Origin of the sequence: Mesorhizobium sp. WSM4976 (genome assembly GCF_029625685.1) — a bacterium.
Taxonomy (GTDB): Bacteria; Pseudomonadota; Alphaproteobacteria; order Rhizobiales; family Rhizobiaceae; genus Mesorhizobium.
Genome location: NZ_JARTVT010000008.1, coordinates 1 through 20,508, shown reverse-complemented (window position 1 = coordinate 20,508; position 20,508 = coordinate 1). Strand labels below are relative to the sequence as shown.

The 20,508-nt window shown below is 62.7% G+C and carries 17 protein-coding genes; 9 read left to right on the top strand and 8 right to left on the bottom strand.

Going from position 1 to position 20,508, the window contains the following annotated elements; genetic code table 11:
- Positions 1-51 precede the first annotated feature (51 nt).
- Positions 52-1,191 (bottom strand): Fic/DOC family N-terminal domain-containing protein, encoded by a 1,140-nt coding sequence (locus tag P9272_RS11430; RefSeq protein ID WP_278160624.1) that lies wholly within the window; start codon positions 1,189-1,191, stop codon positions 52-54.
- 202 nt (positions 1,192-1,393) lie between these two features.
- On the opposite strand from P9272_RS11430, the gene P9272_RS11425 reads away from it, so the two are divergent.
- Complete coding sequence (locus P9272_RS11425; protein ID WP_278160622.1) at positions 1,394-1,792, top strand: hypothetical protein; 399 nt, start codon at positions 1,394-1,396, stop codon at positions 1,790-1,792.
- Between the two features lies 1 nt (position 1,793).
- Here P9272_RS11425 and P9272_RS11420 read toward each other — a convergent pair whose 3' ends face one another.
- On the bottom strand, positions 1,794-3,383 hold the full coding sequence (locus P9272_RS11420) for a trimethylamine methyltransferase family protein (RefSeq protein ID WP_278160621.1): 1,590 nt from the start codon (positions 3,381-3,383) through the stop codon (positions 1,794-1,796).
- 222 nt (positions 3,384-3,605) lie between these two features.
- The gene (locus P9272_RS11415; protein WP_278160620.1) at positions 3,606-5,099 is read right to left on the bottom strand and encodes a PLP-dependent aminotransferase family protein; all 1,494 of its coding nucleotides are present in this window, start codon (positions 5,097-5,099) and stop codon (positions 3,606-3,608) included.
- A gap of 400 nt (positions 5,100-5,499) precedes the next feature.
- On the opposite strand from P9272_RS11415, the gene pgi reads away from it, so the two are divergent.
- Both pgi and P9272_RS11405 read left to right on the top strand, forming a co-directional pair.
- Positions 5,500-7,143, top strand: a complete 1,644-nt coding sequence (gene pgi / locus P9272_RS11410; RefSeq protein ID WP_278160618.1) for a glucose-6-phosphate isomerase — start codon at positions 5,500-5,502, stop codon at positions 7,141-7,143.
- 5 nt (positions 7,144-7,148) lie between these two features.
- Positions 7,149-7,874 (top strand): HAD family hydrolase, encoded by a 726-nt coding sequence (locus P9272_RS11405; protein ID WP_278160617.1) that lies wholly within the window; start codon positions 7,149-7,151, stop codon positions 7,872-7,874.
- Here the strand turns inward: P9272_RS11405 and P9272_RS11400 are convergent.
- Positions 7,871-8,503: a 50S ribosomal protein L11 methyltransferase gene (locus P9272_RS11400; RefSeq protein WP_128257165.1), complete on the bottom strand. Its 633-nt coding sequence runs from the start codon at positions 8,501-8,503 to the stop codon at positions 7,871-7,873. The two genes, P9272_RS11405 and P9272_RS11400, sit on opposite strands and share 4 nt — an antisense overlap.
- A 71-nt stretch (positions 8,504-8,574) precedes the next feature.
- Positions 8,575-10,509 (bottom strand): long-chain fatty acid--CoA ligase, encoded by a 1,935-nt coding sequence (locus tag P9272_RS11395; protein ID WP_278160616.1) that lies wholly within the window; start codon positions 10,507-10,509, stop codon positions 8,575-8,577.
- 466 nt (positions 10,510-10,975) lie between these two features.
- Between P9272_RS11395 and P9272_RS11390 the strand changes: the two genes are divergently transcribed.
- Genes P9272_RS11390 through P9272_RS11370 form a run of 5 tightly spaced genes read left to right on the top strand, consistent with a single transcriptional unit; the run spans position 10,976 to position 16,217 of the window.
- Positions 10,976-12,574: an ABC transporter substrate-binding protein gene (locus P9272_RS11390; RefSeq protein WP_128256983.1), complete on the top strand. Its 1,599-nt coding sequence runs from the start codon at positions 10,976-10,978 to the stop codon at positions 12,572-12,574.
- A 51-nt stretch (positions 12,575-12,625) separates the two neighbouring features.
- On the top strand, positions 12,626-13,633 hold the full coding sequence (locus P9272_RS11385) for an ABC transporter permease subunit (protein WP_128256982.1): 1,008 nt from the start codon (positions 12,626-12,628) through the stop codon (positions 13,631-13,633).
- Positions 13,634-14,542 (top strand): ABC transporter permease subunit, encoded by a 909-nt coding sequence (locus P9272_RS11380; protein ID WP_108703060.1) that lies wholly within the window; start codon positions 13,634-13,636, stop codon positions 14,540-14,542.
- The gene (locus P9272_RS11375) at positions 14,542-15,393 is read left to right on the top strand and encodes an ABC transporter ATP-binding protein (RefSeq protein WP_128256981.1); all 852 of its coding nucleotides are present in this window, start codon (positions 14,542-14,544) and stop codon (positions 15,391-15,393) included. Before P9272_RS11380 ends, P9272_RS11375 begins: the two co-directional genes overlap by 1 nt.
- On the top strand, positions 15,390-16,217 hold the full coding sequence (locus tag P9272_RS11370; RefSeq protein ID WP_278160614.1) for a dipeptide ABC transporter ATP-binding protein: 828 nt from the start codon (positions 15,390-15,392) through the stop codon (positions 16,215-16,217). Before P9272_RS11375 ends, P9272_RS11370 begins: the two co-directional genes overlap by 4 nt.
- A gap of 50 nt (positions 16,218-16,267) precedes the next feature.
- Here the strand turns inward: P9272_RS11370 and P9272_RS11365 are convergent, their stop codons facing one another.
- Positions 16,268-17,038 (bottom strand): alpha/beta hydrolase, encoded by a 771-nt coding sequence (locus tag P9272_RS11365; RefSeq protein WP_278160613.1) that lies wholly within the window; start codon positions 17,036-17,038, stop codon positions 16,268-16,270.
- A gap of 210 nt (positions 17,039-17,248) precedes the next feature.
- Between P9272_RS11365 and P9272_RS11360 the strand changes: the two genes are divergently transcribed.
- Positions 17,249-18,211: an AraC family transcriptional regulator gene (locus tag P9272_RS11360; RefSeq protein ID WP_278160612.1), complete on the top strand. Its 963-nt coding sequence runs from the start codon at positions 17,249-17,251 to the stop codon at positions 18,209-18,211.
- 29 nt (positions 18,212-18,240) lie between these two features.
- Here P9272_RS11360 and P9272_RS11355 read toward each other — a convergent pair whose 3' ends face one another.
- Complete coding sequence (locus tag P9272_RS11355; protein WP_278160611.1) at positions 18,241-19,530, bottom strand: cysteine desulfurase-like protein; 1,290 nt, start codon at positions 19,528-19,530, stop codon at positions 18,241-18,243.
- Positions 19,531-19,579: 49 nt separating this feature from the next.
- Positions 19,580-20,254 carry an amino acid ABC transporter permease gene (locus P9272_RS11350; protein ID WP_128256976.1) on the bottom strand — a complete coding sequence of 225 codons (675 nt, stop codon included), beginning with the start codon at positions 20,252-20,254 and terminating at the stop codon, positions 19,580-19,582.
- Positions 20,255-20,508: the final 254 nt, after the last annotated feature.

Below are 20,508 nucleotides of genomic sequence, written 5' to 3'. Positions count from 1 at the left end.
TGCCCTTGTTTCAGCGCCACGGAACCTACAGATAAGCTAGACCTCGGCGGCCTAGGCCCGGACCAGCTCCAGCAATGGCTCAAACGAGTAAAGAGCGGCGCGGCGGCCGGCCGACTCCTCCAGCGTGTTTAGGAATCCCTTTTCAACCAGAGAGCGGGAGAACTTATGCGCTGTGGGCGCTGGGATACCTGACTTTGCGGTGAAGATGTTGTTCCTAAAGACTGGCCGCGAGAAAAGGAAATCCAAAGCGGTCGTGCTCCATTGAGAGGCCAAGGCATCCCTAAATTCGAGCTTCAAACGTTCGTACAAGCTTCTAATCTGTTCGGCTTTTGCTAGGTTCTCGTTAGCTTGAGTTTCAAGTGCCTTAAGAAAGAACAATACCCAATCGGTCCATTCTCCAGACTTCGAAACTTCACGCATTCTGTCGATGTATTCATCTCGGTTGTTTTCAAAGAAATTACTCACGTAGAAGTGAGGTTCAGAGACAACTTTGTAGTGCCAAAGCATCAGCGTAATTAACATACGGCCTACGCGACCATTGCCATCCTTGAAGGGGTGAAGCGCTTCGAATTCCAAATGTGCAAGGGCTGTTCTGATAAGGATCTGAACTTTTTCATCGTGAATGAAGTCAAAAAGCCTATCCATCCCTGGACCAAGTTGCTCAGGGTTAATAGGTATAAAGAAGACCTTTCGCTTTGTTCTGTCAGCTAGATAGTTCTGTTCGGTTTTGAGTTCGCCGGGAGACTGACTTGCACCGCGACCAAATCCCAAGAGCACCTTGTGGGCGTTCCGTAGCAGCAAGCTAGAGATTGGATGCCCCTCTTGAACGCTAGCCTGGGCGAGCTTCATCGCTCGCCCATATAAGAAGACCTCAATTGCCTCAGTTCGGTAGTTGCGAGCGTCAGCACCATCGCCTTCTTCGCGGTCTGCCTCGTAACGTAGCACTTCATCTAGCGTGCTAACCGTTCCTTCCATCCGAGAGGAGACAACAGCTTCCTGGCTCCTAAGAGGGGCCAAAAGGATTTCACTGTTGTGCATCCCCTTTAGCATCTGATCGTAGCGAGCGAGGGCCGCGACGGAATCTGCAATAGGAGAGATCAGACGCTCGTATGCTAGTTGCGTCGGGGGAAATTGCCCGTAGTGATATCTGACGGCCTCTGAAAAATCGAGGTTTTGCGGCGGTTTGCCCATCTTGTCTCTCAGCGCCAGCTCGGTTTGATAGTCAACGGCGTTTGAATGGCATATATGAGAGAGTATCGGCTTTGTCTATCGTAAAAGGGCGATTTTGATAGCCAAAGGGGGTTGCCTATCACCCAATATAATCAAACCCCGTTGACTCTCAGGGATTCGTCAATCCGAGATACAAGTGATTCTATCGAAGGGGAGACCCATCGTGGCGAAACGGCGCTCTTCCCTTGGGTTCCTCGGCGTGTTCGGCCGCTCGAGCGATTTGCGCCAGCTCGACCACGCCTTGCGCAAGGCCGATCTGCATCCAGCCCTGGTGCCGGAAGGCGTCAAGCTGACCATCGTCAATCTGATGAACGACCGCTGGCCCGATGAGCCGCCGGCACAAGCCTATCATTCCGTGGCGCAGCTCTGCGGCTATTGCGTTGCCGGGCCGCAGGTGTTCGAGCAGGCCAATGGTCGGGAACTGACCTTGGCGGTCGAGCGCCGCATCGAGGCGGCGCTGGAGGCCGGCGACAGTTTCGACGCGCAGATCGTGCTGATGACGCTGCACGCCAAGCTGATCAACGCCGAGGTCGTCGAGCGCTACGGGCTGAGTGTGGAGTAGATCAGCCGCCCATGCCGCCGCGCGGCAATTTGATCATATCGCCGAAGCGGGCGCGCAATTTGTCGTCGAGCAGGCGCGAGACGTGGCGCGGGAAACGCTCGGCCAGCACGCGTTTCTTCTCCGCGATTGCCCGCGACAGGATGTCGGGCCGGCCCTTTTCGTTCCATTCCTTGGGCGAGAAACGGTCGCCGACCGCGGGATAGAAGTATTCGGTCTGCATCAGCTTCAGCGTCTGGTCGTTGCCGAGATAGTGTCCGGGACCCTTGAGGCAGACCTCCGCGATGGTGTCGATCGACAGCGCGTCGTCGGTCACCTCGATGCCGCGCACGCAGCGCAGGCAATGTCCGAGCATGTCGTTGTCGATGATCAGGCTTTCGAGGCAGAAGCCGAGCAGCGAGGCATGCATGCCGGCCGATTCATAGACCAGGTTGAGGCCGGACAGCCCCGCCATGACATTGGTGATGCCCTTCTCGTAGCCGGCCTGGATGTCGGGCAGCTTGGAATCCGACATGCCGGCGGCCGAGCCGCCAGGCAGGTCGTAATATTGCGCCATCTGCGCGCAGGCAGCCGTCAGCACCGCCTGCTCGGCCGAGCCGCCGGACATGGCGCCTGTCCTGAGGTCGGAGACGAACGGCCAGGTGCCGAAGATCGCCGGATGTCCGGGCTTGATTGCGTTGACATAGACCAGGCCCATCAGCACTTCCGCCACCGCCTGGACCACGGCGCCGGCAATCGCCGCGGGTGCCGTGGCACCGGCCTGGCCGGCCGACAGAAGCAGGATCGGAATGCCGCCCTCGACGCAGGCTTCGAGCACGCCGCAGGCGTCCTCGGCGAACTTCATCGGCGGCACGACGAAGCAGTTCGAGTTCGACACGAAGGGCCGCGCCCGGAAATTCTCCTCGCCGCCGGCGATCGCATAGAGCATCTCCAGCGCCGGCTTGACGTTCTCGCGCACGGTGAACGAGGTGCCGACATGCTTGGATGTCCCCATCACGCAGGCATAGAGCGTGTTGAAATCCATATCGAGCGGGTCGGGAATGTCGCGCGGCACCATGGTGCGCTGGAAGAAATGGATGTTGTCCAGCCCGTCGACGAGACGGGCGGCGTCATAGAGGTCCTGCAGCAGCGATTCGCGATATTCGCGCTTCTCGACATCGACCAGATGCACCGCCGCGCCCGCCGTGCCGTAATGCACGCGTTTGCCCTGGATCAGCATGTCGTGCTTCGGATCCTGGCCGTAGAGGGTGAAGTTGCGCGCCGCCCTCTTGATCGTGTCCAGCACCAGCGCGCGCGGCAGCCGGATGCGGCCGTCGTCGCCATAAATGCCGCCGACCCGGGTCAGCGCTTCGATGCAGGACGGGATGGCATTGGCGAAGCCGACCGTCTCCAGCAGCGTCAGCACCGCTTCGTGGATGCGTTCCTGGTCGTTCCGGCTCAACGGCCCGTAGCTGCCGCCTTCAAGCCCCGGCCGCACCGGGCGGATGTCGTCGGCCAAGGGCGCCGCCCGCATCGCGCGGCGCGCTTCGCGCCCGCCGGAACGCCGCGAACGCTGGTCCGACGACGCTTCCTGCTTCTCGAGAGCCACTGACATGGAAGCACTCCACCTTTTGTCTTTATTTGCGACGCGGTCCGCGGCGGTTGGTCCACCATCGGCCTGCCTCGTCCCCTTATGGCCCCGACTATGCCGCCAGCATTGGTACAGCCTATGAGCCAAGCAATCCCGTCGAATATGCCAGAGTGCTAAAGCGGCTAGCATGCGCCCAAACAAAAAGAGCCGGCGGCTGCCGGCTCTTTTTTGGAAAGTCCGTAGGGATCAGGCGGCCGCGGGCCTGCGGCCGGCGGCAGTGGCGAGCTCGCGGATGCCCGGCTCGATATGCTGCAGCGAAATCGAGGAAATGCCCAAGCGCATGAAACGAGAGGGCTTTTCGCTGCGGTCGAAGAACCGGTCGCCGGGTTCGATGATGACGCTGCGCGAAGCGGCGGCTTCGGCCAGGCCGCGCGAATCGGTGCCGCGCGGCCCTTCCAGCCAGAGCGATGTGCCGCCCGCCGAGTCAGTCGAGCGCCATTCTGGCAGGAAAGCGGAAATCGCATGGACCAGCCGCTTGCGCCGCTCGTCGAAAGCGGCGGAGAGCCTGCGCACCAGCGCCTCGTGATGGCCGAGCGACAGGAACAGCGCGACGGCGCGCTGGTTGTTTGCCGGCGGGTGCCTGAGCATGAAGCGGCGCAGCGCGCGCAGCTCGGCGATCAGCCCGGCCGAGGCCACGATGTAGCCAAGCCTGAGGCCCGGGGCCAGCGTCTTCGACATCGAGCCGACGTAGATGACGCGGCCCGAGCGATCGAGGCTCTTCAGCGCCTGCTGCGGCGCCTCGTCGAGCAGCTGACTGTCATAGCCGTCCTCGATGATGATCTGGTTGTTGCGGTTGGCGCGCGCCAGAAGGTCCTGCCGACGTTCCCCCGACAGCGGCACCATGGTCGGGCAGTGGTGGCTCGGCGTGACGAAGACGAAGCCGGAATCGCTGGGAATCGACGAGGTCACGATGCCCGACTGGTCGACCGGGACCGCCTGGATGTCGGCGCCGGCCAGCCGGAAGATCGAGCGGGCGTCGGGATAGCCGGGATCCTCCATTGCCACCTTCGAGCCCTTGGTCATCAGCAGCGAAGCCAGCATATAAAGCGCGTTCTGGGCGCCCAGCGTGACGATGATCTCGTCGGGATTGGCGAAGATGCCGCGGCGCGGCAGGAGCCTGGCCTGGATCTGCTCGATCAGCAGCGGGTCGTCGCGGTCCACCATGTCGGACGCCCAGTTGCGGATCTCCAGCACTGCCAGCGCCATGCGGTTGCACTCGCGCCATTCGGCGGTGGGAAACAGCGCCGGATCGAACTGGCCGTAGACGAACGGATAGGAGGACTTGATCCAGTTGTCGTGCTTGGCCGGCGGCGGCATGTCGCTGGCGGCGATCTGCCGGCGCGCCTTCCAGTCGATCTCGTTCTGCTGGTCGGGAGCCTTCTGGTGCGGCTTGGCGGGGGTGGCCAGCACGTCAGGGTTGACGAAATGGCCGCGCCGCTCGCGGGCCACAAGGAAGCCCTGGTCGACCAGCTGCTGGAAGGCCAGCACCACCGTGCCGCGGGCAACTCCAAGTTTTTCCGCGAGAATCCGGCACGACGGCAGCGGCATCGAGGCGGCGATCTGTCGGTCGAGAATGGCCGCGACGATCGCCTGGCGGATCTGCGCCTGGAGGGTTTGGCCGGATTCGGCCGAAATCCGGAACAGGCCGGACCATATGGCCGTGTCATAGCGCTGTGGCATGGGAAATCTTCCTCGGATGGCCAGCTGTTTTCACTTGGCTGGACCAGTGGAGTGTATGGGTGGCATAAGGGGTTGCGCCAATCAATTTTTCTGATCGCTGGGATTTATGCCAGTGATCTATCAAGGCGCGATGCGCGGCATCGTCGCCCCGCGATGCGCGGCATCGTCGCGGCGTCGTCCCAACGCGCGATGCGCAGCGCCGTTACCCACGACACGGAGCCTCGTAGCGCCGAAATCCACACGCCTTCACCGCCCAATACCGCCCTCATCAAAGCGTGATGCAGTGCGGCAAAGCCACGCTTGAACGAAATGGAATTCGGCTCAATAGAATGACGCGCCGACACGCGCCGGAAACATCCGGCTTGTTAAAATGGTCAAAAAACCCGCCAGGAGCCCGCCAGTGGACCAGTCATCTTTCGACAAGCAACTTGCCGCCTTGCGCGATCAGCGCGCGGCGGCCAAGGGTTCGATGCGCGAGGCCTTCGCCGCTGATCCCAAGCGCTTCGAGACATTTTCCGCCACCGACGGCGACCTTCTGCTCGACTGGTCGAAATGCGCCGTCGACGCAGACACGATGACGATGCTGGAGAAGCTCGCGGGGGCGGCCGACCTCGCGGGGCGCCGCGCCGCCATGTTTGAAGGCAAGAAGATCAACATCACCGAGAACCGCGCCGTTCTGCACACCGCGCTGCGCAACCTGACCGGCAAGGGCGTGATGGTCGACGGCCAGGACACCAAGGCCGATGTGATCGCTGTGCTGGACGCCATGGGCGCTTTCGCCGACGCCATCCGCTCCGGTAAGGCTGCGGGCGCCACCGGCAAGAAGATCACCGACATCGTCAACATCGGCATCGGCGGCTCGGACCTCGGCCCGGCCATGGTGACGCTGGCGCTGGCACCCTACCATGACGGGCCGCGCGCGCATTACGTTTCCAATGTCGACGGCGCCCATATCCATGACACGCTGAAGGGCCTGTCCGCGGAAACGACCCTGTTCATCGTTGCCTCAAAGACCTTCACCACGGTCGAGACGATGACGAACGCGCAGACGGCGCGCCAATGGGTCGAGAAGGCGCTGGGCAAGGAAGCAATCGGCAAGCATTTCGCAGCTGTCTCGACCGCGCTCGATCTGGTAGCGAAGTTCGGCATCGAGCAGGACCGCGTCTTCGGCTTCTGGGACTGGGTCGGAGGGCGCTACTCGGTCTGGAGCGCCATCGGCCTCCCGGTGATGATTTCCGTCGGCCCGCGCAACTTCCGCGCCTTCCTCGACGGCGCGCATGAGATGGACGAGCATTTCCGCTCAGCACCCTTGCAAAAGAACCTGCCGGTGCTTCTGGGGCTGATCGGCTGGTGGCACCGGGTCGTCTGCAAATATCCGGCTCGCGCCGTCATCCCCTACGACCAGCGCCTGTCGCGCCTGCCGGCCTATCTGCAGCAGCTCGACATGGAATCGAACGGCAAGAGCGTCACGCTGGACGGCACCGCGGTCGCCACGCCGACCGGCCCGCTGGTCTGGGGCGAACCCGGCACCAACGGCCAGCATGCCTTCTTCCAGCTTCTGCATCAGGGCACTGACTTCATCCCGGTCGAATTCCTCGCTGCCGCCGTCGGCCACGAGCCAGAACTGAAGCACCAGCACGATCTTCTGCTCGCCAACTGCCTGGCGCAATCGGAAGCCTTCATGAAGGGCCGCACGCTGGAAGAGGCGCGCGCGCAGATGCTCGCCAAGGGCATGAAGCCGGCCGATGTCGATAGGATCGCGCCGCACCGTGTCTTCTCCGGCAACCGCCCGTCGCTCACCATCCTCTACCGCAAGCTCGATCCGCGCACATTGGGCCGCATAATCGCGCTCTATGAGCATCGCGTCTTCGTCGAGGGGACTCTCTTCAACATCAATTCCTTCGACCAATGGGGCGTCGAGCTCGGCAAGGAACTAGCGACGGGCCTGTTGCCTGTCGTTGAGGGCAAGGAGACTGCCGCAAACCGCGACGCCTCGACTGCCGGACTGGTGGCTCATATCCACCAACTGCGCGGCAAGGAGTAAGAGGGTTGGCGGATATCAAGGGAATATTGTTCGACAAGGACGGCACGCTTGTCGACTTCAATGCAACTTGGCTCGGTGTCGCGGACTTCATGGCGATGGATGCCGCCGAAGGCGATCGCTGGAAGGCCGATCGCCTGCTCGCCGCCGCGGGATTCGACTTCGTCAGCAAGCGCTTCAAGCCCGATTCGATCTTTGCCTCGGGCTCGAATATGGACGTGGTTGAACTGTGGTTTCCGCGCCTGTCCGACGAGGACCAGTTGCATGCTGTTTCCCGCTTCAACGAGATCACTTCGGTGCAGGGTTCGGCCATGGCGGTCGCGTTGCCGGGTGTGGTCGACTCGCTGCGGACATTGCACGACCGATCCTATCGGATGGGCGTTGCCACCAACGATTCGACCAGCGGCGCCGAAAAGACGCTCGCCACGCTTGGCATTGCGCAGCTCTTCGATGCCGCCTTCGGCTATGACGCTGTCGCAAATTCCAAGCCGGCGCCCGACACGGTCGTTGCTTTTTGCGATTTGACGGGATTGAAACCAGGCGAGATCGCCATGGTCGGCGACAACCGCCACGATCTCGAAATGGCGCGCGCCGGCGGCTGCGGCCTTGCCGTGGGCGTCCTTTCCGGCACGGGCACGCGAGACTCGCTGGCGCCGATGGCGGATGTCATCCTGGACTCCGTCGCCGACCTGCCGGATTTTCTCGCCGCGCGAGTGAACGTGCCGGCGAGCTAACCGGGTTCGGCCACAAGCGCGAAAACCGCGCTTGGCTTCGGCTCGCCGCCGCCGTTTCCGCCGACATCCGGCACCAGGTATTCGCAGAGAGGGCAAAGTCGCGGCCGGGGTAGCCATGCGCGGCCCGGATCGCCGACCAGCACATCGATGCCGGCGGCGAGGCAGCGGTCGAGGAACGGCATCACCCTTTGCCCCACATCCTGCGCGTAAAAAACGTCGCCTGCGAGCACCAGCTCGATCGCCGGCGGCGGGCCCGCGGTGACATCCCCCTCGCATATCTGGATGGCGACGCCGTTGGCTTGCGCATTGAGGCGGATTGCCACCGCGCCATAGCGGTCGATCTCTGCCGCGGTCACCGCGCGCGCACCGGCTTTTGCCGCCGCGATGCCGACCAGGCCCGAGCCTGCGCCGAGATCGAGCACGCGCTTCCCGGCCACGATCGATGGCCTGTCGAGGACGTAGCGCGCCAGCACCGCGCCGCCGGCCCAGGCATAGGCCCAGTAGGGCGGCTGTAGCTCTGCCTCGCCTTCGTCACCATCGTCCGGTTCGAGCAGCCGCCGCAGGCCGCTGCCGGGATGCGCCTGATAGAGCCGGACCTCCGGCACTGACGGCACCGGCGCCAGCCGCATGTTCGCCTTGATGAACTCCGCCGGATCGCGCGCTTTCGCCGGCTCTCGCCTCAGGCTGGCCGTGCTATCGCTCAAGCCTGGTCCCGCAGCGCGCGGCGCAGGATCTTGCCGACCGGCGTCTTCGGCAGTTCGGTGCGGAACTCGATGAATTTCGGCCGCTTGTAACCGGTCAGATTCTCGCGGCAATAAGCCATCAGGACTTCGACCGTGAGCGCCGGGTCCTTCTTCACCACGAACAATTTGGGCACTTCGCCGGAATGCTCGTCCGGCACGCCGATCGCCGCCGCTTCCAGCACGCCGGGGTGATGCGCCACCACCTCCTCCAATTCGTTCGGATAGACATTGAAGCCGGAGACCAGGATCATGTCCTTCTTGCGGTCGACGATCTTGGTGTAGCCGCGTTCGTCCATGAAACCCATGTCGCCGGATTTGAAGAATCCGTCCTTCGTCATCACTTTGGCGGTCTCGTCGGGCCGGTTCCAGTAGCCGGCCATCACCTGCGGGCCGCGGATGCAGATCTCGCCCACTTCGCCGAGCGGCACGTTGTTGCCGTCGTCGTCGCGGATGGCGATTTCCGTCGAAGGCAGCGGCAGTCCGATCGTGCCCGTGAAGTCGCTAGAACTGAACTTGTTGGCGGTGGCCACCGGCGAGGTTTCGGAAAGCCCGTAGCCTTCGCTGATCGGGCAGCCGGTCAGCGCCTTCCACCGTTCGGCGACGCCCTTCTGCACCGCCATGCCGCCGCCCAGCGTCAAGATCAGCGGCTTGAAGTCCAGCTTGCGGAAATCCTCATTGTTGAGCAGCGCGTTGAAGAGCGTGTTGAGGCCGGGGAAGATGTGCATCGGGTATTTCGACAGTTCCTTGACGAAGCCCGGGATGTCGCGCGGGTTGGGGATCAGCAGATTCTGCGCGCCCTGCTGCATGCCCATCAGCGCGTTCACCGTCAGCGCGAAGATATGGTAGAGCGGCAGCGCGCAGATGAAGTTTTGATGCGCCGGCTTGGGCTTCACCGTATAGGCGTCCTCCACCCACAGCGAGTTCTGCGCCACGTTCGACAGCACGTTGCGATGCAGCAGCACAGCGCCCTTCGAGACGCCGGTGGTGCCGCCCGTATATTGCAGGAAGGCTATGTCATCGCCGGAGACCGTGGGCGGCTTGAAGGCAATGGACGCGCCGGTCTTGAGCACGGCGCTGAACTTGACATGGCCGGGCAGCGACCATGCCGGAACCATCTTCTTCACGCGCCGCACGACGAGATTGACGATGGCGCCCTTGAGACCGCCCAGCATGTCGCCCATCGACGTCACGACGACGTGCTTCACAGGCGTCCTAGCGATGACCGCCTGCAGCGTGCCGGCGAAGTTCTCGAGGATGACGATCGCCTGCGCGCCGGAATCCTTCAACTGATGTTCCAGTTCGCGCGGCGTGTAGAGCGGGTTGATATTCACCACCGTGTAGCCGGCGCGAAGCGCCGCCATCATCGCCACCGGATACTGCAGCACGTTCGGCATCATCAGCGCCACGCGCGCGCCCTTCTCCAGGCCTCGAGCCTGCAGGTAGGCGCCGAACGCGGCCGACAGCCGCTCGAGTTCGGCGTAGGTGATCGACTTGCCCATGCATACGAAAGCCGGCTGTCCGGCGAATTGCTTGCAGGCGCCGACCAGGAACTCGCCGATGGACTTGTAGGGCAGGGCGCCGATCTCCGCCGGCATGTTCTTCGGATAGCTTTTCAGCCACGGCTTTTCCGGCAGGCCGACCGTGAGTTCGGTGATCGCTTTCGGCAAGCCCTCCGAGACAGGCTTGGCGGTGGCCCGTTTCGTGGCCGCTGCCTTCGTGGCTGCCGGCTTGGTCCTTGCCGCTGCGGGTTTGGCGGCCGGCTTTGCCGCCGGCCTGGCGGGCGCTGCCTTTGCCGCCTTCGCCTTTGGCACGGCGGCAGCCTTGGGCGCATCGCTTTCGGCGGCCTTGGCTTTTGCTTTCGCCGGGCCTGTCGTCTTGGCTGCTTTTGCCACCTGTCTCTCCCTGTCGCCTTCGGTCTGAGGCGCCCGCTTCCAGACGAAGCGTACCTCCACGCCGGTCACGGATTTTCCGGGAAATCCCCGCCCATCGTCTATGTATTGCCACTATCCGCGACCGTGCAACCCTTGCCCCAGCGGCAATGCGAGGAAAGATTTGCCGTCGAAATCCTGGGGTGCGATCGCCTCCCCGCATAGGGTCTGGGCGGGGGGCGATTCCCTGCTGGCACGCCTCGCGCCGCCCATTTCGGAAGGCGGCCGATCAATAAAAAAATGCCGTCGTTAACAATGTCGTGAGCAGTAAATAATGCTCATTTTTTCTATCTTTTGAGCATAATCTAGATTCTTTTCCTGCTTCCCATGGGGTACGCACGCGAGGTGTTCCAAAGGCGAAGAAACGGTGCTTATATGCGCCCTTCGCGAGCCTGATAGAGGGGCTTGAGAGAACATCAGGGAGTGCTCAATGAAAAAGACAATGACTTTTGCAGCCGCGTTGCTGGCTGCAAGCGTCCTCAGCGGCATGGCCAGTGCCAAGACGCTCGTTTATTGCTCTGAAGCGTCGCCGGCCAATTTCGATCCGGGCACGACGACCGGCGGTAACGACTTCGACGCGTCCTCGCGCACCGTCTATTCGCGACTGGTCGAGTTCAAGCATGGCGGCACCGAGATCGAGCCTGGTCTCGCCGACAAGTGGGAAATTTCCGACGACGGCTTGGTCTACACTTTCCATCTTCATCCGGGCGTGAAGTTCCAGACTACCGACTATTTCAAGCCGACGCGCGACCTCAACGCCGATGACGTCGTCTTCTCCTTCGATCGCCAGTTCAACAAGCAGAATCCGTGGAACGGCGACAAATATCTGCCGAACCTCACCTGGGATTATTACACCGGCATGGACATGCCGAAATATGTCGCCAAGTGGGAGAAGGTCGATGACCTCACCGTCAAGCTGACGCTGACCGAGCCGAACGCGCCGATGCTGGCCAATCTCGGCATGGACTTTGCTTCGATCGTGTCGAAGGAATATGCCGACCAGCTGCAGAAGGACGGCAAGATGGCCGACTTCTCGACCAAGCCGATCGGGACCGGTCCGTTCCAGTTCGTCGACTACCAGCTGGATGCCGTCATCCGCTACGCGGCCAACCCGGACTATTTCAAGGGCAAGGAGAAGATAGATGATCTGGTCTTCGCCATCACGCCTGACGCGACCGCCCGCATCCAGAAGGTGCTGGCCGGCGAATGCGACGTGGCTCCGTATCCGAACCCGGCCGACATCGCCACCATCAAGGCCAACAAGGACGTGACCTTGATGGATCAGGCCGGCCTCAACATCGGCTATATGAGCTACAACACCACGATCCCACCGCTCGACAAGCCCGAAGTGCGTCATGCGCTCAACCAGGCGATCGACCGGGAAGCGCTGATCAAGTCGCTGTTCCAGGATGCCGGCGCCACGCCGGCTGAGAACCTGATCCCGCCGACCATGTGGTCGTGGAACAAGGATGTGAAGACCGACGCCTACAATCCGGATGAGGCCAAGAAGGTGCTTGAGGCTGCCGGCTTGAAGGAAATCCAGCTCTGGGCTTCCGACCGCGTGCGCCCGTATAACCCGAACTTCCAACGCGCCGCTGAGCTGATCCAGGCGGACTGGGCCAAGGTCGGCGTCAAGGCGACCATCGTCAACTACGAGTGGACGAAATATCGCGAGGAAGGAAAGAAGAAGGACCGTCCTGGCGCCTTCCAGATCGGCTGGACCGGCGACAATGGCGATCCGGACAACTTCTTCGCCACTCTCTTCGCCTGCTCCGCCATCGGCGTTTCGAACTACTCTAGCTGGTGCGACAAGGACTTCGAGGACCTGATCCAGAAGGCCAAGAAGACCAGCGACCAGGCCGAGCGCACCAAGCTCTACGAGCAGGCGCAGGTGATCTTCGCGAAACAAGCGCCCGCCTTCCTGCTGGCCCACAGCCAGGTTTATGCGGTCGTTCGCAAGAATGTCAGCGGCTTCAAGATGGACCCGCTCGGCATTCATCGCTTCGACGGCGTTGACAAGGCCGAATAATATTGCGAACGGGGCGGCGCTAATTCCGGCGCCGCCCCTTTCCATTTGACGATGCTCCGATATCTTCTCAACAAAATCGCCCTCCTGATCCCGACCTTGGTCGGTATCACCATCTGCGCCTTCGCTTTTGTCCGGCTGTTGCCCGGTGATCCGATACTGGCCATGGCCGGGGAGCACGGCGTCACCCCGGCCCGCTACGAAGAGCTCAAGCAACAGTTCGGCTACAATCTGCCGATCTGGGAGCAGTACGCGCGTTATGTCGGTGAGGTCGCCACCGGCGATTTCGGCGTTTCCATCTCGTCCAAGCGCCCGGTTCTCGAGGAGTTCAAGACGCTCTTCCCGGCGACGCTGGAACTTTCCTTCTTCGCCATGATCTTTGCCATGGTCATCGGCATTCCCGCCGGCATTTTCGCCGCCGTCAAGCGCGGCTCGTGGTTCGACCAGTCATTGATGGGCACCGCCCTTGTCGGCTACTCTATGCCGATCTTCTGGTGGGGCCTCCTGCTCATCATATTCTTTTCCGGCTATCTCGGCTGGACGCCGGTGTCGGGCCGCATCGGCCTGCAGTTCTTCTTCAAGCCGATCACCGGCTTCATGACCATCGACAGCCTTCTTCATGGCAAGTGGGACGCGTTCCGCTCCGCGCTCAGCCACCTCGTCCTGCCTGCAATAGTGCTGGGCACCATTCCGTTGGCGGTGATCGCCCGCCAGACGCGCTCGGCCATGCTCGAAGTGCTGGGCGAAGACTATGTCCGCACCGCCCGCGCCAAGGGCCTGTCGGCGGGCCGTGTCATCGGCGTGCATGCGCTGCGCAACGCGCTGATCCCTGTCGTCACCACCATCGGCTTGCAGGTCGGCACGCTGCTCGCAGGCGCCATCCTCACCGAGACCATCTTTGCCTGGCCTGGCATCGGCAAATGGATGGTCGATTCCATCTTCAAGCGCGACTATGTCGTCGTGCAGTCGGGTCTGCTGTTGATCGCCCTTATCGTCATGGCGGTGAACCTCATCGTCGATGTGCTTTACGCCGTCATCAACCCACGCATCAGGGCGGCATAAATGACCCAGACCGAAATCGCCCCGATGGCCGCCGGCAGCCCGGATCGTCTCACCGGCCTTAAGACCTTCTGGCACTATTTCTCGGTGAACCGCGGCGCGGTCATTGGCCTGTTCGTCTTCATCCTGCTGGTGCTGGCGGCGCTGTTCGCGCCGCTGCTTGCACCCTATGCGCCCGACATCCAGGACAAGACCGCGTTCCTGCGGCCCCCGGCATGGCAGGAGGGCGGCTCGACGCAATATCTGCTCGGCACCGATCCGGTCGGCCGAGACATCCTTTCGCGCCTGCTCTATGGCGCGCGCTTCTCGCTGCTCATCGGCGCGGTCGTGGTCACGCTGGCGCTCACCGGTGGCATCACGCTCGGCCTCTTGGCAGGCTATTTCCGCGGCTGGGTCGACGTCGCGATCATGCGCGTCATGGACCTGATTCTTGCCTTCCCGTCGCTTTTGCTGGCTCTGGTGCTGGTCACCATCCTCGGGCCCGGCCTGTTCAATGCCATGCTGGCGATCGCCCTGGTTTTGCAGCCGCATTTCGCGCGCCTGGTGCGCGCCGCCGTCATGGCCGAGAAAAGCCGCGAATATGTCGTGGCGGCGAAGGTCGCCGGCGCCGGCCATCTCAGACTGATGCTCGCCACCATCCTGCCCAACTGCCTGGCGCCGCTCATCGTCCAGGGCACGCTGTCCTTCTCCAACGCCATCCTCGAAGCCGCCGCTCTCGGCTTCCTCGGCCTCGGCGCCCAGCCGCCGACGCCGGAATGGGGAACGATGCTTGCCTCGGCGCGCGAATTCATCCTGCGCGCCTGGTGGGTGGTGACCTTCCCGGGTCTCGCCATCCTCATCACCGTGCTTGCCATCAACTTGATCGGCGACGGCCTGCGCGATGCGCTCGATCCCAAGCTCAGGAGGTCGTGATGGCGCTGCTCGACATTCAGAACCTCGTCGTCGAATTCCAGACAGCGTCAGGCCCGTTCCGCGCCGTCGACGGCGTCTCGCTCCATGTCGACGAGCGCGAGGTGCTCGCCATCGTCGGCGAATCCGGCTCCGGCAAGTCGGTTTCGATGCTGGCCGTGATGGGCCTCCTGCCATGGACGGCGACCGTCACCGCCGACCGAATGAGCTTCAACGGCCGCGACCTGTTGAAGATCAGCCCGGCCGACCGCCGCAAGATCATCGGTAAGGACATTGCCATGATCTTCCAGGAGCCGATCGCCAGCCTCAACCCCTGCTTCACTGTCGGCTTCCAGATCGAGGAAGTGCTGCGCTTCCACATGGGCATGGACAAGGCCGAGCGCCGCGCGCGCGCCATCGAGCTCTTCAGGCAGGTCGGCATTCCCGATCCCGCCGATCGGCTCAATTCCTTCCCGCACCAGATGTCGGGCGGCCAGTGCCAGCGCGTGATGATCGCGATGGCGATCGCCTGCAATCCGAAGCTTCTGATCGCCGACGAGCCGACCACCGCGCTCGACGTCACCATCCAGAAGCAGATCCTCGACCTGCTGGTCTCGCTGCAGGCCAAATACGGCATGGGCCTGATCATGATCACCCACAATATGGGCGTGGTGGCCGAGACCGCCGACCGCGTCATCGTGCAGTACAAGGGCCGCAAGATGGAAGAGGCCGACGTGCTGTCGCTGTTTGAATCGCCCAAGAGCAACTACACGCGCGCGCTGCTCTCGGCGCTGCCGGAGAACGCGGTCGGCGACCGGCTGCCGACCGTCACGGACATGCTGTTCGAGGCCGCGCCCTCCGGAGCCGGCGCATGACCAAGGTTGTCGAAGGGAAGGACATCAAGCGCGACTATCATGTCGGCGGCAGCCTGTTCCGCGGCGCGCGCACCGTGCATGCGGTGAAGGGCGTGTCCTTCAGTGTCGAGAAGGGTAAGACGCTGGCCATCGTCGGCGAGTCCGGCTGCGGCAAGTCCACGCTCGCCCGCATCATCACGCTGATTGATCCAGCCACGTCTGGCGAGCTGTTCATCGACGGCAACAAGGTCGATATCGCCAGGGACGGGCTCACCAAGGAAATGCGCCGCAAGGTGCAGATCGTGTTCCAGAACCCCTATGGTTCCCTCAACCCGCGCCAGAAGATCGGCGATGTGCTTGGCGAGCCGCTTCTGATCAACACCGACAAGCCGGCCGAGGAGCGGCGCGACCTGGCGATGAAGATGCTGAAGAAGGTCGGACTCGGACCCGAGCACTACAATCGCTATCCGCACATGTTCTCGGGCGGCCAGCGCCAGCGCATCGCTATCGCCCGCGCGCTGATGCTGAACCCGAGCCTGCTGGTGCTGGACGAGCCGGTTTCGGCGCTCGACCTGTCGGTGCAGGCGCAGGTGCTCAACCTGCTCGCTGACCTGCAGGACGAGTTCCAATTGACCTATGTCTTCATCAGCCACGACCTCTCGGTGGTGCGCTACATCGCCGACGACGTGATGGTGATGTATTTCGGCGAAGCGGTCGAATACGGTCCGCGCGACGAGGTCTTCTCCAACCCCAGGCACGCCTACACCAAGACGCTGTTCGCCGCGACGCCGCGCGCCGACATCGCCAGCATCAAGACGAGGCTGGCGAAGAAGAAGGCGGCTTAGTCCAGCACGTGTGGCGCTCCCGGCACGAAGGCGCGCCGGGAGCGGGATCGTCACTTCACCAGCGTGGCCTTTTCAATCACCGCGGCGACTTCCTTCGCGTGGACGACGAGGGAGGCGTGGCTGCCGGCGACCTCCGTCGTCCGGGCTTTCATATTGTTGGCGAATATCTTCTGAACCTCGGGTGCGATGACCTTGTCCTTCGTGCTGATCACGTAGAACGTCGGCTTGTCGTGCCAGGCTGCTGTATCGACAGGAGCCTCGAACGCTGCGTGGTTCAACGGGAGTTGATGGTTTGCCAAGGATTGAGCGATTTCCGGAGGAAGGTCAGCCGCGACCGCCGAAGGAAACACTTTGGGATCGATGTAGAGGTTGCCCTTGTCATCGGGATGAATCGCCGCGGCGCCTTCGGTTGCCGGACCGCTCTTGGCTAAGATCGCCAGAGATTGTCCCACGTCGGGAGCGAATGCCGAGACATACACCAGCGCCGAGACGTTGGGGTCGTCACCTGCTTGCGTGATGACGACCCCACCCCAGGAGTGGCCAACGAGAACGGTCTTCCCGTTCTGTTTCGCAAGCGCCTGTTTGGTTGCATCGACGTCCGCCGCCAGGGAGGTGAGCGGGTTTTCGACAAGCGTCACGTTGTAGCCCTTCTTCGTGAGGATATCGGCAACCGGCTTCCAACTCGTCTCGTCGACGAAAGCACCATGGACAAGGACAATATTGTGAGCCGCCCCCTTGGGCAGTTGAGCTGATTGGGCCGGCGCGGCAAGTGTGGCTCCGGCCATGAGGACGGTGGCGACAGAGAGTAGAAGATTTCGCATTTATTGCTCCTGTTAAGATCACGGACGACTCGGGTCCGGGGAAGGCGTGTCGGCAGAGTTGCGGTTCTTCCATCTGCCGATTTGCGAAATGGTCCGCCGCGCAGCCCGGCGGCTCGCCTTGAGATGACGTATTGCGCGGAGCCTTCGGACGTTAGGCCTCAATCGTCCGAATATTGTGTCCTACCGTCCATCAGTGTTAACGTCGCGAAGATGGACATTCTCGCCCAAGTGCTCGATCGCGTTCGTCTCGGCGGAACTCTGCTCTTCCACTTCGAGTTGGGCCATCCATGGAACTTGGCATTGCCGGCGCGCCCCTACGCCCTATTCCATTATCTCAGCCGTGGCTCAGCGACTCTCGCGCTCGATCAGGAACGAGAACTCCACATGACGGCCGGCGACTTTGTCGTCATCATACGCGGCGAGTCTCATCTGATTTATTCTGATCGGCGGACGGAGCCGTTACCGATTCTGAATCTGGATCGGCTACCCGGACGTCTTGGCGTCGTTCATCATGGAGGCAACGCGCAGCCACTCTCAACGATGATCTGTGGCAATTTCACCGTCGAACGGCCCTCGCGCGGCAGCGTGTTGGAATTGCTTCCGCCCCTGCTTCACCTGAAGCCCGCGGAAGACGGCGGATGGCTCGAGGCGATTCTGCAACGCATGGTGAGCGAGTCGGCGCTTGCGCGACCCGGCCAGGACGTGGCGCTCTCGCGACTGACAGAGGTGCTCTTCGTCGAGGTGTTGCGAAGCTGGATCAAGTCTCTCAAATCCGGAGAAGGCGGTTGGCTGGGAGCGATGGCGGACCCGCACATAGGACCGGCCCTTCAGTTGATCCACGAACGACCGGATCAGCCCTGGACCCTTGGCGACCTGGGGCAGCGCGTAGGGCTCGGTCGCTCGGCGTTCTCGGCTCGTTTCACCAATCTCGTCGGCCAGCCCATGTACCGCTATTTGATCGCACGCCGGATGTCGGAGGCTGCGTTTCTACTCGAAGCAACAGACGAGGCAATTGCACGGATTGCGACCCGTGTAGGCTACGAGACCACGGCCGCGTTTTCGAAACTGTTTCATCGACATCATGGCCTATCGCCTGGCCGTTATCGAGCGGTTCGCCGGTCTGACGGTGGTCGAGCCCCAAGGGGCGTTTTGGAGACAGAAGCCGCTGATTGACCTTGGCAACGCAGTAGGCCAGGCCAAGATCACGACAGCTTCGCGATGATCGCCCGCAGCGCTTCCCCAAACCGGTGCACTTCCTCCACCGTATTGTAATGCACCAGCGAGGCGCGGATCGCGCCGCTGTCCATCGACAGGTTGAGCCGCTTCATCAGCCGCGGCGCATACATGTGGCCGTCGCGGATGCCGATCCGCATGGCGGCCATCTCCTCGACGATCCGCTGCGGCGAGAGCTTGGCGATGTTGAAGCAGAAAGTCGGCACGCGCTCGTTGATGCGCGCCTCGTCGGCGACGCCGTAGATCGTGGCGCCGCAATCCTTCAGCACTTTCATCATCTCGCGCGCCAGCATCAGCTCGTAGTCGCGGATGGCGTTCATGCCGGCGACGATGTTGTCGCGGCGCGAGCGGTTGTTTTCGGGTAGAAAGTTGCGGCCGATCGATTCCAGGTAGCGCACCGCTGCGTCCATGCCCGACACGTTCTCGTAGATGAAGGTGCCCGCCTCGACCTTGTAGGGCGGCTCGTCCGGAATGAAATCCTCACGGAAGGTCGGCAGCCGCTTCAGAGTCTCGAATCGGCCCCACAGGAAGCCCATATGCGGCGAGAAATTCTTGTAGCCGGAGCAGACGAGATAATCGCAGTCCCAAGCCTGCACGTCCATCAGCCCGTGCGGGCCGTAATGCACGCAGTCCAGGAAGACTTCCGCGCCGGCGGCATGCGCGATCCTGGCCACCGAGGCTACGTCGACGATCGAGCCGATCGAATGTGCCGTCACCGTGCAGGCGATCAGGCGGGTCCGCTCCGACACCAGCGGCTTGAGGTCATCGACATGCAGGTTACCGTCCTCGCGCATGCGCCACCATTTGAACCTGGCGCCGGCCGGCTCCAGCGCCAGCCAGGTGGCGATGTTGGCATCGTGATCCATGTCCGTGACGATGATCTCGTCGCGTCCCCCGTCTCTATCTTTGGCGAGCATCTGGCCGATGCCGAGGCTGACCAGGCGGATGAACGAGGTGGCGTTCATGCCGAAGCAGATTTCGGACGGGCTGTAGGCGTTGATCAGGAGCGCGACGCTCTCGCGCGCCGCCGCGACCGACTGGTCGACGGTGACGCTGCGGCCATAGCGGCCGCCGCGCTGCACATTGTGAGCCACCAGATGGTTGGTCACCGCGTCGAGCACGCTTTGCGGGATCTGGGCGCCAGCGGCATTGTCCATGAAGATGAAGTCGCCGGCCCGCTGCAAGGCGGGAAACATGGCGCGGATCTTTTCGACGGGGAATGCGGCGGCGCTGGTGCTATCGGTCTGGTGCTTGTTCACGGGGCAGTCTCCTGCGAAGTGCTTGGACGGGGATGGGTATCGATGGCGGTCAGCGCGCTTTTTCGTCCTTGAAGCGGCGCTCGAGCAGGCTGACGAGGCGCACCATCGGCCAGAGGAAGATGAGGTAGACCAGCGCCGCGCCGATCAGCGGCGAGGGGTTGGCGTAGAGCGATTGCGCGTTGGTCGCTTCCTTGAGCAATTCCGGCAGCGCCACCGTCGAGGCGAGCGAGGTGTCCTTGAACATCGAGACGCAGTTGCTAGTCATTGGCGGGATGACGACGCGGATCGCCTGCGGCAGCACCACCTTGCGCAGGGTGAGCATGAAGGGGAGGCCGAGTGCCTGCGCCGCCTCGAACTGGCCCTTGGGAATGCTTTCGATGCCAGAGCGGAACACTTCGGCCGAATAGGCCGACATGATGATGGCGAACGCGGTCACGGCCGAGGCCCAGGATGACAGGCGGATGCCGAGGAAGGGCAGGGCGTAGTAGATCAGGATCAGCACCACCAGAACCGGCAGGGCGCGGAAGATGTCAGTGTAGCCGATGGCGAGCCAGCGCAGCGGCTTCGGCGCGTAGAGCCGCATCAGGCTGATCGCCAGCCCCGCCGCGATGCCGATGACGATGCTCATGACCCCGAGCAGCAGCGTGTTGAGGAAGCCGCGCAGCAGCGCCGGCAGGCTGGACGCAATGACCTCGGGATTGAAGAAGGTGTCGATCAGCGACATGTGAGCATTCCCGGACCGTGTTGCGTCATGCGATGCCTGACAGGACCCGGACTATCGAAATCGGATTGGCCGAAAGCATGGTGGTCGGGGGACGTCACGCGTCAAACAAGACGTGGCGGCCCCTGGTGGCCGCCCCGCGCGCGGTTTTGCGGTGGGCGCGCAGGCCGTGGGGAGCGGCAATTACTTTACCGGCGAGGGAAACGCCCGCGCGGCGGTGGCGCACCACATAATGTTGTTTGGGGCCCGCGGCCCGG